12 protein-coding genes and 1 tRNA gene are annotated in these 14,234 nt (G+C 49.7%); 4 read left to right on the top strand and 9 right to left on the bottom strand.

Annotation, left to right across the window (positions count from 1 at the left end; genetic code table 11):
* Positions 1 to 74: 74 nt before the first annotated feature.
* On the top strand, positions 75 to 650 hold the full coding sequence (locus tag FCL47_RS19590; protein WP_136815412.1) for a flavodoxin family protein: 576 nt from the start codon (positions 75 to 77) through the stop codon (positions 648 to 650).
* A 158-nt stretch (positions 651 to 808) separates the two neighbouring features.
* Here the strand turns inward: FCL47_RS19590 and FCL47_RS19585 are convergent, their stop codons facing one another.
* Entirely contained in the window at positions 809 to 2,890 is a 2,082-nt protein-coding gene (locus tag FCL47_RS19585) for a TonB-dependent receptor (protein ID WP_136815411.1), read from the bottom strand.
* Between the two features lie 228 nt (positions 2,891 to 3,118).
* On the bottom strand, positions 3,119 to 4,069 hold the full coding sequence (locus FCL47_RS19580) for an energy transducer TonB (protein WP_136815410.1): 951 nt from the start codon (positions 4,067 to 4,069) through the stop codon (positions 3,119 to 3,121).
* Positions 4,070 to 4,214: 145 nt separating this feature from the next.
* On the opposite strand from FCL47_RS19580, the gene FCL47_RS19575 reads away from it, so the two are divergent.
* A complete protein-coding gene (locus FCL47_RS19575) occupies positions 4,215 to 4,844 on the top strand; it encodes a DeoR family transcriptional regulator (protein ID WP_136815409.1) in 630 nt (209 codons plus the stop codon).
* 123 nt (positions 4,845 to 4,967) lie between these two features.
* Here the strand turns inward: FCL47_RS19575 and prxU are convergent, their stop codons facing one another.
* Positions 4,968 to 5,684 carry a thioredoxin-dependent peroxiredoxin gene (gene prxU, locus FCL47_RS25195; protein WP_240744311.1) on the bottom strand — a complete coding sequence of 239 codons (717 nt, stop codon included), beginning with the start codon at positions 5,682 to 5,684 and terminating at the stop codon, positions 4,968 to 4,970.
* A 434-nt stretch (positions 5,685 to 6,118) separates the two neighbouring features.
* On the opposite strand from prxU, the gene FCL47_RS19560 reads away from it, so the two are divergent.
* Entirely contained in the window at positions 6,119 to 6,505 is a 387-nt protein-coding gene (locus tag FCL47_RS19560; RefSeq protein ID WP_136815406.1) for a hypothetical protein, read from the top strand.
* Between the two features lie 181 nt (positions 6,506 to 6,686).
* On the opposite strand, the gene FCL47_RS19555 is transcribed toward FCL47_RS19560, so the two are convergent.
* From FCL47_RS19555 to FCL47_RS19530, 6 genes are all read right to left on the bottom strand, one after another.
* Positions 6,687 to 8,462 carry a SulP family inorganic anion transporter gene (locus FCL47_RS19555; RefSeq protein WP_136815405.1) on the bottom strand — a complete coding sequence of 592 codons (1,776 nt, stop codon included), beginning with the start codon at positions 8,460 to 8,462 and terminating at the stop codon, positions 6,687 to 6,689.
* A 47-nt stretch (positions 8,463 to 8,509) separates the two neighbouring features.
* Positions 8,510 to 9,316 (bottom strand): AAA family ATPase, encoded by an 807-nt coding sequence (locus tag FCL47_RS19550; RefSeq protein WP_136815404.1) that lies wholly within the window; start codon positions 9,314 to 9,316, stop codon positions 8,510 to 8,512.
* 317 nt (positions 9,317 to 9,633) lie between these two features.
* Positions 9,634 to 10,302: a hypothetical protein gene (locus FCL47_RS19545; RefSeq protein ID WP_136815403.1), complete on the bottom strand. Its 669-nt coding sequence runs from the start codon at positions 10,300 to 10,302 to the stop codon at positions 9,634 to 9,636.
* 203 nt (positions 10,303 to 10,505) lie between these two features.
* Positions 10,506 to 10,580 (bottom strand) — tRNA-Gly (locus FCL47_RS19540).
* Between the two features lie 125 nt (positions 10,581 to 10,705).
* On the bottom strand, positions 10,706 to 12,547 hold the full coding sequence (locus FCL47_RS19535) for an ATP-binding protein (protein ID WP_167496579.1): 1,842 nt from the start codon (positions 12,545 to 12,547) through the stop codon (positions 10,706 to 10,708).
* A gap of 4 nt (positions 12,548 to 12,551) precedes the next feature.
* Complete coding sequence (locus tag FCL47_RS19530) at positions 12,552 to 13,274, bottom strand: response regulator transcription factor (RefSeq protein ID WP_136815401.1); 723 nt, start codon at positions 13,272 to 13,274, stop codon at positions 12,552 to 12,554.
* A 273-nt stretch (positions 13,275 to 13,547) separates the two neighbouring features.
* Between FCL47_RS19530 and phoU the strand changes: the two genes are divergently transcribed.
* Entirely contained in the window at positions 13,548 to 14,207 is a 660-nt protein-coding gene (gene phoU, locus FCL47_RS19525) for a phosphate signaling complex protein PhoU (RefSeq protein ID WP_136815400.1), read from the top strand.
* Positions 14,208 to 14,234: the final 27 nt, after the last annotated feature.

Here is a 14,234-nt window from a genome sequence, read left to right as displayed (position 1 = left end):
TTGTCCGCTGGTTCCCATTGATGGTTTGAGCAACGGAACTGCTTTAATGATACATCAGACTACAGGAGAAATCGATGAAAGTAGTAGCATTTTGCGGAAGCGCACGGAAGCAAGGCAACACAGCACTGCTTCTGAAAGCAGTGCTTGCGCCGCTGGCGGAGGCGGGAGCCGAGACGGAACTGGTTGAACTTGCGGGAAGTGAAATCAGAGGGTGCATGGCCTGCTATGTCTGCTATCTGGAGAAAAACGGTACCTGCGTCCTCAAAAAAGACATGGTCAACGACTGCATTGCCAAAATGGTTACGGCCGATGCCATACTTCTCGGGTCGCCGACCTATTTTGCCGATGTATCAAGCGAGATGAAGGCCCTCATCGATCGCTGCGGCATGGTCAGCAAAGCCAATGGAGATCTCTTGCGCCGCAAAATCGGCGCGTCTGTCGTGGCAGTACGCAGGGCCGGCGCAATGCATGCCTTTGATACCATGAACCATTTTTTCCTGATCGGGCAGATGATTATTGTCGGTTCGAACTATTGGAATATAGGTATTGGACCGGAAATGGGTGAGGTGGTCGATGACACGGAAGGTATGGAAACCATGCGCCGACTGGGTGAAAACATGGCCTGGCTGCTGAAGAAAATCAAGGACTGACGGTATTGTCATGTAGCCGGGCATTCTGCCTCGCCAGTGCTTAACATCGCATTGTGATCCTGGATGAGTGGTCTCTTAGAAGGGAAAAACCCCATTCTTACCCGCCAAATGAGGTTTTTCTGCCACGACGAGCAGTTATTATTTGCTGCCCCTTACACTTAGAAATGATAACTCAGATTGACATAAAAAAAGATTCCCATTTCCGGCACCTTAACCCCTGACTGAAAAGGGTCGCGCTGATAGGACAGGTGGGTGAGATAATATTTGTCAAACAGATTATTGATTCCACCGACAAGATCCCAACGCTGCCAGTTGACTCCGGCCTTAAGATCAGTTACAGCCCAACCGGCTGTTTCTTCTTCACTGAGGCTGGTGTCGACCCGATCCTGTTTTGAAGCAAAACGTTCCGTTACCTCCATAAAGTAGCCGCCATTATCATACCGTAAAGCCAAGCTGCCCGAAAGAGGTGGAATTTCACTCAGCGGCTGATCGGTATCACGGTTTTCTCCATGCACATACGACAGTGTGCCTTTGGCAAACAGGTCATAAGGCAGGGCAATTTGACTGCCAAACTCTGCACCCCAGATTTCCGCATCGATGTTTTCATAGGTGCGCGCCATTATCAATTCTCCTCCGCCATCAGGATCCCCCGCTTCGGCGATGTTGATATAATCATTTACTGAACTGTAGAAAATGCCGGCACTGGCAAAGATCTTACTTCCGGTCCATTTGGCACCAACATCCACCTGGTTGTTGCGGGGGGCATCAAGAGAAGGATTACCCAGCCAGTTTTTCGCCATACCTGTCCGTTGCAGACCGATAAACAGCTCCTGCTGATCTGGTGGACGGCTGGCCGAGGCGATACCGGTAAAAACCTCCAGGCTATCGGTTGCCTTCCAGTTCAGCTGGAGGTTGGCACTCGGTTCCTTGAAATCTGTTTCACTGTCAAGCGCGGCACTAAAATAGGGTTGATACAGGCTGGCCAGACGTGCATCAGACAGATCATTGGCGACCACTTTGGTATAATCAAATCGTGCCCCTCCCTTTAAACTCACGGAAAGTGCCAACGGCCAGTTATACTCGGCAAAGGCGCCGAAATTATTCATATCGACATCGGGGATCATCGGTTGCGCGGTATATCTCATCCACATGGCCGATTCATTGGTCGCATCCCAGTTCCGTTGATAAAAATCAACACCAGTCTTCAGACTCCCCGGCCCCAGGGGAATTTCACCATTGAGTTTGCTGCCGAAAGTAAATGTCTCGGCATCAGTCTGCATCATATAATCGCGGTTGACCATCATACTCGGCATGGAAGACATCCGCTCGGTATCATCCATGAGGTGGTCCACCTGGTTATACCAGGCCTGAAAAAACAATTTCGAGATTGCCGAGGTTGGATTTTCAAGCGTTGTCATCCAGTTAAGGCGATGCGTCCGGTCGTAGTCGGCGTCCATCAGCAGGGCCGGATAGAGAACATGATCGGCATCCTGATAACTATAGCTCAGTTCAGATCGGCCCTCGCCAATTTTCGTCCCTCCTTTTATCCAGAACGTATCGGTATCGTAGGCGCTGGAATCGATACTACCTGCTCGATACCGGTTGGGACTGGTCACTGGATAGATATCGGTCAATAATTTGCCGTCACCCGATTCCGGTACATCAGAAGATTTATGAGCGTAGCCGAGCAGTCCATCAAGCCTGTCCGCCCCGTAGGACAGCGTTGCCGATCCATCCAGATAATTATAGCTGCCATAGCTCAAATTCAGGTTTGCTGCAGGCCCAGGCTTGGGAGTTTTGGAAACTGCGTTGACCATTCCCCCAATACCGCCCGGATTGGTGAGATCATAAGGTCCCTTGATGACCTGGATTGACTCGACCTCGGCAAAATCAAAATGAAACGAAGGCGGGTCCATGCGCGACGGACAGCCGCCATGCAACCTTACCCCATCAAGAAACATGTTCAGGTTATCCCGTTGAAAACCTCGCAACACCACATCGTTGGCAATTGCGCCTTTGCGTACACTGCTGAGTCCCGGAAGATTTTGCAGCGCTTCGCCGATATCACGGGATGGGCTTTCACGAACTTCGCGAATGGTAAGATTTTCCTCAATTGTCTGCTGTTGCTCACCACGCACGGTTATTTCATCAAGAATCAACGATTCGCCTAAGGACGGGTCGGCCTGGGCCAGGAATATTAAACCGAACAGGGAAAATCGTGAAAAACGGTCGTATGGCATATACTTTCTCCTCTGGTAAAATTAACAGTGCATTATTCCTCTTCAATGCTATTTGTGATTACCACTAAACCTCAGCTTAGAAGATCCAGAGGGATATGAGGTGCCCTTTGTACGGGTGTTCCGCAGCCTGGATGGCTGCGGTCAAGCCCCCAGGGATGGGTTTATGGCGTCCCGTGCAAAGGGCATCTCATATCCCCATATAGCTGAACTTTAGTGGTAATCACAATGCTATTTGAGCGTAAATGTTACGGGTAGAGTGATGCTCGCCACAACCGATGGTGCTGGAAAAGGTGCGGCAAGCTGAACGGCCTGGAGCGCCTGACGATCGAGCAACGAGTATCCTGAACTGGACAGAACCCGCAGGTCGTCGATCTCCCCTGAGAGAAGGATGCTGAATCGTACCTGAACCTGCCCTTGCCATCCCTGTCGCCGGGCCATGGAAGGATAGCGCAGTTTACTGCTGACTTTGCGGCGAATCCCGGTGAAATTTGCCTGCAGATACCGTGTTTCTGCGGCGACCGAGGTTTCTGCGGCTGCCGAGGTTTCTCCTGACACAACTGGTGCGGCCTCGGTTCTGGCCGGAGCAGGCGGCGCAGTCCCGGCCGTCGGCACTTCCGGCCGGCTGGACGGCAAGGTGATTTTCGGACTGGCAGCCGATCTCGACATCTTTTGTTTTACTTTGCCGGCTTTGCTGATTTTCCGAGGGGCTGGTCGATTAGGCTGCGATGCCTTCGGTTCTATGGTAATGTTTTGCGCAATGGATTGTTCTTCAGGGATGGGGGGATTGTCTTGCAGTTCAGCTCGATCCTCATTTGCTATCGGGGCGACTGGAATTGACGTTTGCGGCACTATTTGCTCCGGGACCATGGTTTTTGGCTGATTTTGCGGTACCACGTGCTCCGGGGCAATGGTTTTTGGCTCGGAGACAACAGCTGGATCCGGCATTTCCAGGGCGATTTCACTGAGATTGACCCAGACAATTTCTTTTTTTCTCGAGGGAAGATAGCCAATCGCTACAACCACCACCGCGATTAACAAGTGAATCAACACACTGCCCAGCCAGTCCGGAACAGTCACCAGACGTTGCTTTTGAAATGAAAGGAACTGGAATCGATTCATGAGCAGCTGCCGAAAAAGCTGTTTTTTATCGGAAATATCCAGGACGACCACAACCCGCATGTTACTTTAATAACAATACAGTCATAATCGACCAACCGAGACACATGCCATTAACTGTAGTATTAACTACCACATTGGCAATTAAATAAAAACCTGAAATATAAATAAATCTCAACAATGTTATGTAGACAACAAGGAAGGCGGGATGAAATCGACAGAGCGGAGAGAAAAACTGGTCAGTTGGCTGGAGAAAGTCGGTACTCTTAGTCTCAGTGAAATGGTTGATTATTTTGGCGTATCTAAAATGACCATCCATCGCGACCTAGACTGGCTGGTGCAAAACAAGGCGTTAAAGCGGATACATGGCGGAGCCGCCTGTATCGAACGACCATCCGGTCAACTACCGGACAATTCTTTCGACAGGCTCTCACTGTTAAAATGCCTGATATGCAATCGCCCGCCAAGCCAGCAACTTTTATATACCATTACCTTAAGAAATGGAGAGCAGAAAGTTGCCTGCTGTCCGCATTGCGGTATTTCAGCTCATCTCATGCTGGGAGACCAGGTCGTCACAGCCCTGACCGCCGACTTCCTTTCCGGAAGGCTCCATTCGGCGCAGCATTCTTACTATGTCATGGAAGGCGTCGTTGCGTACTGTTGCAAACCTTCAATCCTGACCTTTGATGATGAGGAAATGGCACTGCGCTTCCAGAAAGGATTCGGTGGTACATTGGGCCGATTCAATGACGCTATTGCATTTCTCAAAAAGGACATGAGCCTGCATAACCCTGAAGGCTGCCCGCATTGTTCGTCGTTGAGCCGCAAAGAAGAGTGATAAGCGGAGATTTTGAACGAATTCGAAAAACGATTTGAAATTATAACAGGGAAGACTGGCTGACAGGACCAGTAAAGCTGTACCGACTGAGAATGTTACCCAGCCGGTACAGGTGAAAAACTATCAGTCAAAGGCCATACTGGTTTTCCATTCCTGCCATACCTTGCCGACGAGATCAATACCCGGCTTCAAGGTTTTCTTGCCGGGCCGCCATCCTGAAGGAGTTGCCTCGGCACCTCCTGTCTTGCGGATCAGTTGAAATGCCTGTATTTGTCGGATAGTTTCATTGACATTTCTGCCGACGGGAGGAGTGAGAACCTCAAAGCCCTGAATTACCCCGTCAGGATCTATCAGGAACCGACCGCGCGCCTCGACCCCGGCGGTCTCATCAAAAACTCCATAGATTTTACCCACCTTGCCGCCTGCATCCGACAGCATAGGATACGGTATCCCACCCTCGACCATCTTGGCCAGCTCATCGTCATTCCACATTTTATGGACAAACATTGAGTCAATCGACATCGAAAGCACTTCGACACCTAATTTCTGGAACTCAGGATATTTTTCAGCGACCGCTGAAATTTCGGTAGCTCAAACAAAGGTGAAATCCCCCGGGTAAAAACACAGAACAACCCATTTCCCCAGGTAATCGGAAAGCTTAACATTGATAAATTTACCCTGTTGATAGCCCGGTGCTGTAAAATCAGGGGCTTTTTGTCCAACCATGATCATTGTTCGCTCCTCCTTTATTATTTCAGACGACTCCTTGCTTTCCGACACTTCTTCTCCTACCGGACCTCCCGTCGGCCTGGCACATCCAACAGCTGCTTCTTCCGCCATGTTTGTTTCCTCCTGTAGGTTAAGGGACCAGCTTACAGACTCCATCTACTTTCCCCTGCATTTTCAGCTTCTGCAACTCCTGCTCTGGGGCATGGACCCTGGCTCTGCACCTGGGTCTGATTTCAACTCCGCTGCGCAGGAGGCATTTAAGACTATGGTTTAGAACATATACTCAGAATCTCCATATGTCAAAAAGAATATGTTTCGTCCTGGCGGGTGCATCGAAAACAATAATTTTCATTGTTTGAATGAAATTAAAACTATCTCTTTAAATCCAAGATGGTTACAAGTTTCAAGCAATGTCAATTTATGCGTGGATCTTTTTAGGTCAGCCTATTTGTCATTCTTTTTCTCTCAGCAGCGAATAACAGAGACCTGAGGTGACTATAGGCTCAATGTACATACACATTCATGACACAGAGGGAGGACGATTGATGAAGAATATTTTATGTGCAATTGTTGGGTTGCTGTTACTGGTCACCTTTGGTTGCAGCAGTGATGATGCCAAAAAGGCTGAAGAAAAAACCAAGGAAGTGGTGATTGAGGCGAAAGATGCAGCTGTCACCGCCACCAAGGAAGCTGCCACTGCGACCAAGCAAGCCGCCACAGAAACTGCAGACAAAGCCACGACAATGGCTGGTAAGGCCGCCACTGCCACAAAAGAAGCGGCCACAGAAACCGCAGACAAAGCAGCAAAGATGACCGGTGAGGCCGCCACCGCTACGAAAGAAGCGGCCACAGCAGCGAAGGACAAGGCTGTTGAAATGGGTAAAGACGCTGTAAAAACGACCAAGAAGAAAGCAACACTCGAGGGCTGCTAAAAGTGCGGGTCGCGTGACTGCTGCTCCCGGGACATTGACAATCAGGAAGATACAGTTGTGATGCCCCTGCTGCGTAAATACTGCGCAAGTCCACATGAATACCTTCTGCGGCCTGACAGTTTGCACCGAAGGTATTCATGTCCTGCAAAAAGTGAGGGGCACGAACTTCCCGGTCTTACTATTACGGCACGGGAAGAGTCGGACACTCTTTAAAGACATGATTCTTACAGTTTCGGCAAATCATCTCATCGACTTCAGGAATTATCTTGGCAATCGCTTCTTTCTGGGTGGCAAAAATATGCTCTTTACCGATAATATCCAGGTACCCGCCCCGCTCCAGAATGGTATAAGACTGGCGCTGTAATTCACAGAGATACAGCCCTCCCCTCTGGCCGCGACGGCGGCGTGCTTCCTGCGCTAACAGTTCGGCACCAGCTACGTCGATAAAATTAATGCCGCAGCCTAGAATCAGCACGTTACGTTTGCGCATCAGATTCTTGTCGATGTTGTACAGATATTCACTGACATGATTGACCGCCCCGAAAAACAGCGGGCCGTCAATGCGAATAACCTTCAGATACGGGCACTCTGATTCGGTTTCGATGAGTGGCGGGCCAATGACGTCGGTATTTGGAATTAGATTGGCAATGCGCGGGTGGGCGGTACGATTCAGATAGAGCAGCAGCGACAACAATACGCCGGCATAAATGGCAAACTCCAGATCAAGAAACAGGGTAGCCAGGAAGGTAACCAGCAGCACTGCCGTTTCCTCCCTGCTCGTTTTGATTATGGTATGGATATGATGAAAGTCGATAAGATGGAAAGCCACCATCAAAATGATCCCGCCCATGGCTGCGATAGGCAGATAGGCAGTAAGCGGGGCAATCAGCAACAGGAGCAGCGCCAGCAGTATCGCCGAAAAAACAGCAGAAAGCGGGGTAAGAGCGCCTGCCTGATAATTGATCCCGGAACGGGTAAAGGATCCGGAACCGGCATAGCTGGAAAAAAAACTGCCGACAACGTTGGACAGCCCCTGGCCGATAAATTCCTGGTTGCCGTCAATGGGCTGATGTGATTTGGCAGCGATTGCTCTGCCGATAGACAAAGCCTCAATGAGGCCAAGAAGTGCCACGGCCAGAGCTTTGGGAGCCAGTTCCCGGATAGTCTCAAACGAGAAATCGGGCATTGACAGCGGAGGCAAAGTGGCGGGCATCTGACCGACGAGGGTAATACCGTGCTGCCTGCCGTCGATAAGCAGACAGAGGACACTGCCGATAATCATGGCAAAGAGCATGCCCGGCCAGCGCGGAATTTTGGCTCGGAAAAAAACCGCACTGACAAGAGTGACCATGGCCACCGCAAAGACATAGAGATTGACCGCATTGAGCATGCCCAAAATATGCCCCCAGACTTCGATGAAGTCATGGCTTCCCGGCAGTTTGAGGCCGAGAACATGTTTCAACTGACTCGTAGCAATGAGGATAGCAGCGCCTGAAGTAAAACCAATCACCACGGAATGCGAGACAAAGTTTACCAGGGTCCCCAGCCTGGCCAGACCAAACGCCAGCTGATAGATCCCGGCCATAAAAGTCAAGGTCAAAACAAGCCGGATATACTCGGCGGAACCGGGTTCGGCAAGAGAGCTGATTGAGCTGAACACCACGATGGAGATAGCCGTGGTCGGCCCGGAGATCAGATGCAGAGATGACCCGAAAAGGGCTGCGACAACAGGGGTGACGATAGCAGTATAGAGGCCATATTGTGGCGGCAGCCCGGCAATCATGGCAAAAGCCACACCCTGAGGAAGGACAATGACCGCCCCGGTCAATCCGGCCAACAAATCGGCTTTCAAGGTATCCCAGCCGATAAAATTCCACCAGCGCAGAAACGGCAACAACCTGCGCCACCAGGATCTGGAACCGGTGTACTGCGGCTTCAATTTATACCTGTTTGTCATATGCCACTCTTTGCCATTTCAATTTTATCATACGTCGGGAGACGAAATCAGTCTTCGACCACAAAGGGGACGACGTTCACCTCTATTTTTTCCACCCCGTCAACCTTTGCCACCAGCTGTCGCACCTTATTGCAGATGTTATGTTCATCGGCCCGTGAACCGCGAACATTGACAAACACCTCTCCGTTCGCCGAATCAACGACCACCTTGGGATAAGCCTTCACCAGCGCGGCCTCAACCTGGGCTGCCAGGGCCTCATCGGCAAGCATACGGCAGCTTTCCGGAGTACTTTTAAAGCAGGGTTGAGCCAAGGCGTGCAGAATAATGGAGACCGCCTGATCAACGTTCATATTGCCGATATGCAGGATCATATCATAGAGTTGGGGATTCCACGAATCCTGGCCAAAAATCTGCAGTCCCCACCGTCTCCGTTCCGCATCATCATTGACCAGAATCATGCGGGCCTCATCAGCCGGAATCTTCTCACGAATCATTTCTTCGCGGACCCGATCCTCAAGATTGGCGCTGATTCTGATCTTGAGGACATGGGGAAACTGCTGTAGAAAAAAATGGCTGCCCAACCCATGAAAAACGACATTATCCTGTTTCAGATGGGTAAGGAGGCTCGCCCGAAAAAAAGCGATAAAGCGCTCTTTCCCCGAGGTAAACCGATCGAGAATAGTTGGTGCATCATGAATGGCGCGAATCAGTTTGAGTTCGGGTATGTTAAACTGTTCTGAAGCCTCGAGAATTATCTCCCGGGAGAGACACTGATAATTAAGGGCCCGGGCCAGCTTTTCGGCCACTTCCTTGCCTCTGCTGTAGGAGCCTCGTGATATGGTAATAATTGACATGGCGGTATCTCTTCCTTCAACTGATAGGTTCTACAAGGGACGGCGCAATAGCGAGCTTACCCTCTTCTCCACAGCATTCCTTAAATATATCGCATCCCCAAAGAACGATTCATTATCAAACTCGCCCTGCATTTTCTTCACAGGATCATATCCATAAGTATTACAGCACATACTTTAATAGAAAGCAATACCCGGTGTCTTTCCCTCTGGCAAGTATTTTGTTTTGCCGACAGCCATTATCGGCTGCCGCCCGCAATAATTGATGCAGCAAAAGAACACCTGCACTCCGAGGCGATAATGTTTTTAGTAAACACAGCTTATCTGGCAACAAATTGCATTGAACAGTGTTTTACCCAGAACATTTTAAAATCCTTTTTATATTTTGGCAGCTTGGTCAGGCTCCGCCACATAGATCGTTTGTTGAATTTCTTGATCTGCTGGGCAGGTTGAAAAAAATGCACCGCGTTGTCAACGGTTAAAACAAAAGGAGGTTTATTGTAGGCCAGATTTATCCAGCTGGCAATAACAGAACCGCTTCGGTGATTTCCTTCGATAAAGAGTTGCGGTTGGCCTAGGATGGCAATATAGACTTCTGCGGCAACTTTATTTATCGAAGTCCTCAGAGCACACTCTCTCTTGTAATATTTTCTTATGGGAACTATCTGCCTGGTGAATTTCTCCGTGGTTGCATCAAGAGCCTTGCGATATTCTTCTCTTTGCTCGTAGTCCACGCCATAGTGGACCCGGTGATTGATTTCCAGCATATCCGGGCCACCTTCTTTGGAGAGCAGGCTATATTTCTTCTTGCTGATAAAATAATCGATATACTCCCAGGCAGACAACATATTTGTAATTAAAGTCTGGTCAAAAGGCGTATCTTTTCTGCCAATCTTTAATTGATCGAGTTGATTGTCGATAGCCGTCCAGTGGCGGAGTACTTCCTGGTACGATCTTTCAATTGCCGGTAAATCAGGACGATAGGCCATGGACTTGTGTTCGGATTCTTGTGCCTGGAGCGGAGAAATCAGGCAACCGGTACCAAAACCAAAAAAGGCACTTACTGAAGAACAATAAGTGCCTGTGGTAAATACAACCCTGCAGACAGGGGAGAAAATCCGGGTAAGTACCCTGGGGACTATTTGTTTTCTTGTAAAAAACGAGAAAACAAATTGCAGGATACTTAATGCATTGGAGCGGGATACGCGATTCGAACGCGCGACTTTCAGCTTGGGAAGCTAACACTCTACCACTGAGTTAATCCCGCTTGGTGTGCCTTATTTTAGTCGCTAATATAGAAGCAGGTTACGGTTTTGTCAAAGCATTTTCGCATTTCTCCATGCCGATCATCGCATTCTTTCATCCAATCGTTACGAAGAGTAAGCGGCATCCTCAGCCCTGTATGTATCCACCCAGCGTCAGGGTAAATTCCGATCCCTCCCCCTCCACGCTCGCCACCTCTATTCGGCCGTTATGGGCCTGGGCTATATGCTTGACAATTGCCAAGCCAAGCCCGGTGCCGCCCTGTTTACGGCTTCTGGCCTTATCACTTCGATAGAAACGCTCAAACAGCCGGGGCAGGTGTTTTCTGGCAATGCCGCAGCCGGTATCGCGAACGATGACCCGCACCTCTTTTGCCAGCTCGTTGTCAACAACAACCCCCCGCACCGTTACCCAATCCCCTTTTTTACTGTAGGTTATCGCATTGATCAGCAGATTTACCAGTGCCTGTTCCAGAAGAGCGGCATTCATTTTGACAACAATATCATCCGGGCATTCAACGGCCATTTGTATGCCAGCCTCATCGGCCTTTAGCTGACAGGTCTGCAAAGCAGCTTCGATCACCGGCCGCAACTGCCCCTTTTCCAGCTTGATCTGGTCCTGTTTTGCCTCCTCTTCAATTCTGGACAAAACCAGCAGATCGTCAATAATAGTGGTAAGCCGCTCTGACTGGCGCAGGACAATCTGCAGGAAACGCTCCGCATCCTCCCGAATGTCGAGGGCACCGTCCAGCAGGGTTTCGACATAGCCACGTATCGAGGTGATCGGAGTGCGCAGCTCATGGGAGACATTGGCAACAAAATCCCTTCGTACATTTTCCAGCCGCCGCAGTCTGGTCACATCGTTCATGACCACCAGCACGCCGACATTTTCGCCAACACCGTTACTTAAAGTGACCACATGCGTCTGCAGGAACCTGTCCCCGTTCACGTCGTGCAGGACTATTTCATCCTCAATACTCTCACGGCTGGACAGGGTTTGACCAATCTGCTGCTGCAGCTTGACATTGCGCACTACCTGCTGCACAATCCTGCCCTTGGCAACCTCTCTATCAACATCGAAGAGCTGCGCGGCGGCTTCATTGATACTGATGATTTTTTCATCGGTGTCAATGGCAATCACCGCTTCAATCATGCTTGAGAAAACCGTTTCCAGCTGATTCCTATGGGTGACGATGGCCTGGATTTTTTCATCGAGCTGTTCCGCCATTCGATCCATTGATTCCGCCAGAGTTATCACCTCAAGAGAAGCAGTTTTTTTGGCCAGCGGCAGCATCCTCTCGCTGAAATCCCCATGGGAAAACTGTACCGCACTTTTGGTCATCTGCTCCAGTGGTTTGCTTATGTTACGGGAAATCAACAGGGTAATGCCCCCGGCGAGGAGCATTACCGCCACTGCACCGATGCCTATTCTGGTCTTTATGCCTGCCAGGGTTTTATCCAGCGAAGCCACCGAGACGGAAGTCCTGAGCACTGCACCGACAGCCGGGGAAGCATTGTCATCCAAAGGCTCCATTCCGCCAAAGTGCAAAGGAACGGCCACATAGATCAGGTTTTCATCAAGTGTTTTGCTGTATCTCCTGGAGGTGCCGACTGCACCGGCAAAAGCCTTTTCAATTTCCTGCCGATGCCGATGATTGTCCATCACCCTGGGATCTTCATTTGAGTCGGCAATCACGCTGCCATCAAATCCGACCACGGTAATCCTGGTCCGCGACTCTCGACCGGCGAAAACGCAGTATCCCCGAAGCGCTGCAATCTGTCCATTCTGCAAAAAATCAATAACCCTGGAACTGATGAGATTGGCCCGGGCTTCCAGGTCGGCTTCCGTATCCTGCAGATAAAACTCCCGCAAAGCGGTGGTGCCGTACCAGCTTACCGCAATAACAGCAATCAGAATGGTCAAGACGCTGGCCGGAAAAATCTGCCAGACTATTTTTTTGGGTTGCATCATCGACCTACTCCCCATCCTCTGGCGTGGATCTGTAACGATAGCCAATACCCCTGACTGTCTCGATCATCTTGCCATACTCACTGAGTTTTTTACGCAAACCAAAGATCTGCACATCGATTGCCCGCGGCGTAATCAGAAAATCATAGCCGCGGGCAAAATCGATAATCTGCTGCCGGGTAAACACCCAGCCCGGTTTGGCTGCAAGCAGTGACAAAATACTGAATTCGGTTGTTGTCAGTAAAATCTCAACCCCATTCAATCGCACCTCATGCCGGCCCTTGTCTATTTCGAGTCCGTCGACTGCGATGACGGATTTCCGTGTGTCATCTGTTTGGCTTTTATCGGCAAGTGATCTTTTTATCACCGCTTTTATTCTGGCAATCAATACTTTCGGACTAAAAGGCTTGGTAATATAATCATCGGCACCGCACTCGAGACCGGCCACCACATCTTCCTCTTCGCCTTTTGCGGTCAACATGATGATCGGCATGGAATGTTCTATACTCTGACCCACCTTTCGCATCGCTGCACAAACCTCCAGCCCGCTTATTCCCGGCAAATTCAGATCAAGCAACACACAATCAACCTGCTCCATCCGCAATCGCTCCAGCGCCTCTTCCCCTGTATCAGCGCAGGTAACATGAAAGCCCGCCCTGATGAGATTGTAGCTGACCAGCTGCTGAATATCCGCTTCATCTTCAACGACGAGAACATTTACTTTAGCCATGATATGTTATTTTTAATATTCAAACAAATAAGATACGCTATCCGGCGAATTGCGTCCAGCCAGACCGCACCCCGTCAAGAGCCTTCCCTGATCATGTCCTTATCCTGTACCATTTTAAACTCCTTCGCAAGCCCTGACTCCAGTTCTAATGATATCTTAACATTCCCCTAATGAAGAGAAAACAATCACCCTCTATTATTGCTGTCAATCTTGCCGGGAACTGGCTTGCGGCAGGATTTCGCCCCCCATACTTCACTTGAGGAAATAATAAAGATGGACCACCACTACACCTTTCATCACGAACTTACCAAACTCAACAAAAAACTCCTCAAGTTAAGCGCTACGGTTGAGGAACGTGTCCGCCGGGCAACAGAAGTGATTGAATCCAAAGACATGGACGCCATCCAGGCGATAATCGTCTCAGATTACGAAGTGGATGAGATGGAGATCGATATCGAAGAGGATTGCTTGAAAATTCTTGCTCTGCACCAGCCGGTTGCCCGCGATCTCAGATTTATTATTGCCGTCATCAAAATAAATAATGAGATGGAAAGGATCGCCGACATTGCAGTGAACATCGCCAAACGCGTTGACAATATCGCCAAATTCAAGCACCAGGCGGCAGTCTCGTACGATTTTTCAAAAATGAGCGACAAAGTTATCTCGATGCTGAAAAAAAGCATCGATTCCTTTGTCAACGGCGATGCCACCCTCGCCAAATCGATTTTCCTCGATGACGATGTGGTCGATGCCTGCCGAAACCGCTGTTATGAGGATATCAAGGAAAGAATACGAAAAGACCCGGATCACCCGGGCTACCATATCAACACCTATCTCCTGGCCCGCCACCTCGAACGAATCGGTGATCGTGCCGTCAATATTGCCGAAGAGGTCATCTACTTCGTTGAAGGCACCATCACCCGTTTTAATTAAACAAGAAATGATTCTTCCCCCTTATAA

It is taken from the genome of Desulfopila sp. IMCC35006 (genome assembly GCF_005116645.1).
In the GTDB taxonomy this organism is placed as follows: domain Bacteria; phylum Desulfobacterota; class Desulfobulbia; order Desulfobulbales; family Desulfocapsaceae; genus Desulforhopalus_A.
Note: the sequence above shows the minus strand (reverse complement) of the source record. Positions and strands in the feature narration are given on the sequence as shown.

Bases quoted from the DNA above. Each gene is read 5' to 3' on its own strand.
- FCL47_RS19560 (WP_136815406.1), top strand. From the start codon at position 6,119: ATGAAGAATATTTTATGTGCAATTGTTGGGTTGCTGTTACTGGTCACC.
- FCL47_RS19575 (WP_136815409.1), top strand. From the start codon at position 4,215: ATGAAATCGACAGAGCGGAGAGAAAAACTGGTCAGTTGGCTGGAGAAA.
- FCL47_RS19580 (WP_136815410.1), bottom strand. From the start codon at position 4,069: ATGCGGGTTGTGGTCGTCCTGGATATTTCCGATAAAAAACAGCTTTTT.
- FCL47_RS19585 (WP_136815411.1), bottom strand. From the start codon at position 2,890: ATGCCATACGACCGTTTTTCACGATTTTCCCTGTTCGGTTTAATATTC.
- FCL47_RS19535 (WP_167496579.1), bottom strand. From the start codon at position 12,547: ATGATGCAACCCAAAAAAATAGTCTGGCAGATTTTTCCGGCCAGCGTC.
- phoU (WP_136815400.1), top strand. From the start codon at position 13,548: ATGGACCACCACTACACCTTTCATCACGAACTTACCAAACTCAACAAA.
- FCL47_RS19550 (WP_136815404.1), bottom strand. From the start codon at position 9,316: ATGTCAATTATTACCATATCACGAGGCTCCTACAGCAGAGGCAAGGAA.
- FCL47_RS19545 (WP_136815403.1), bottom strand. From the start codon at position 10,302: ATGGCCTATCGTCCTGATTTACCGGCAATTGAAAGATCGTACCAGGAA.
- FCL47_RS19530 (WP_136815401.1), bottom strand. From the start codon at position 13,274: ATGGCTAAAGTAAATGTTCTCGTCGTTGAAGATGAAGCGGATATTCAG.
- FCL47_RS19555 (WP_136815405.1), bottom strand. From the start codon at position 8,462: ATGACAAACAGGTATAAATTGAAGCCGCAGTACACCGGTTCCAGATCC.
- FCL47_RS19590 (WP_136815412.1), top strand. From the start codon at position 75: ATGAAAGTAGTAGCATTTTGCGGAAGCGCACGGAAGCAAGGCAACACA.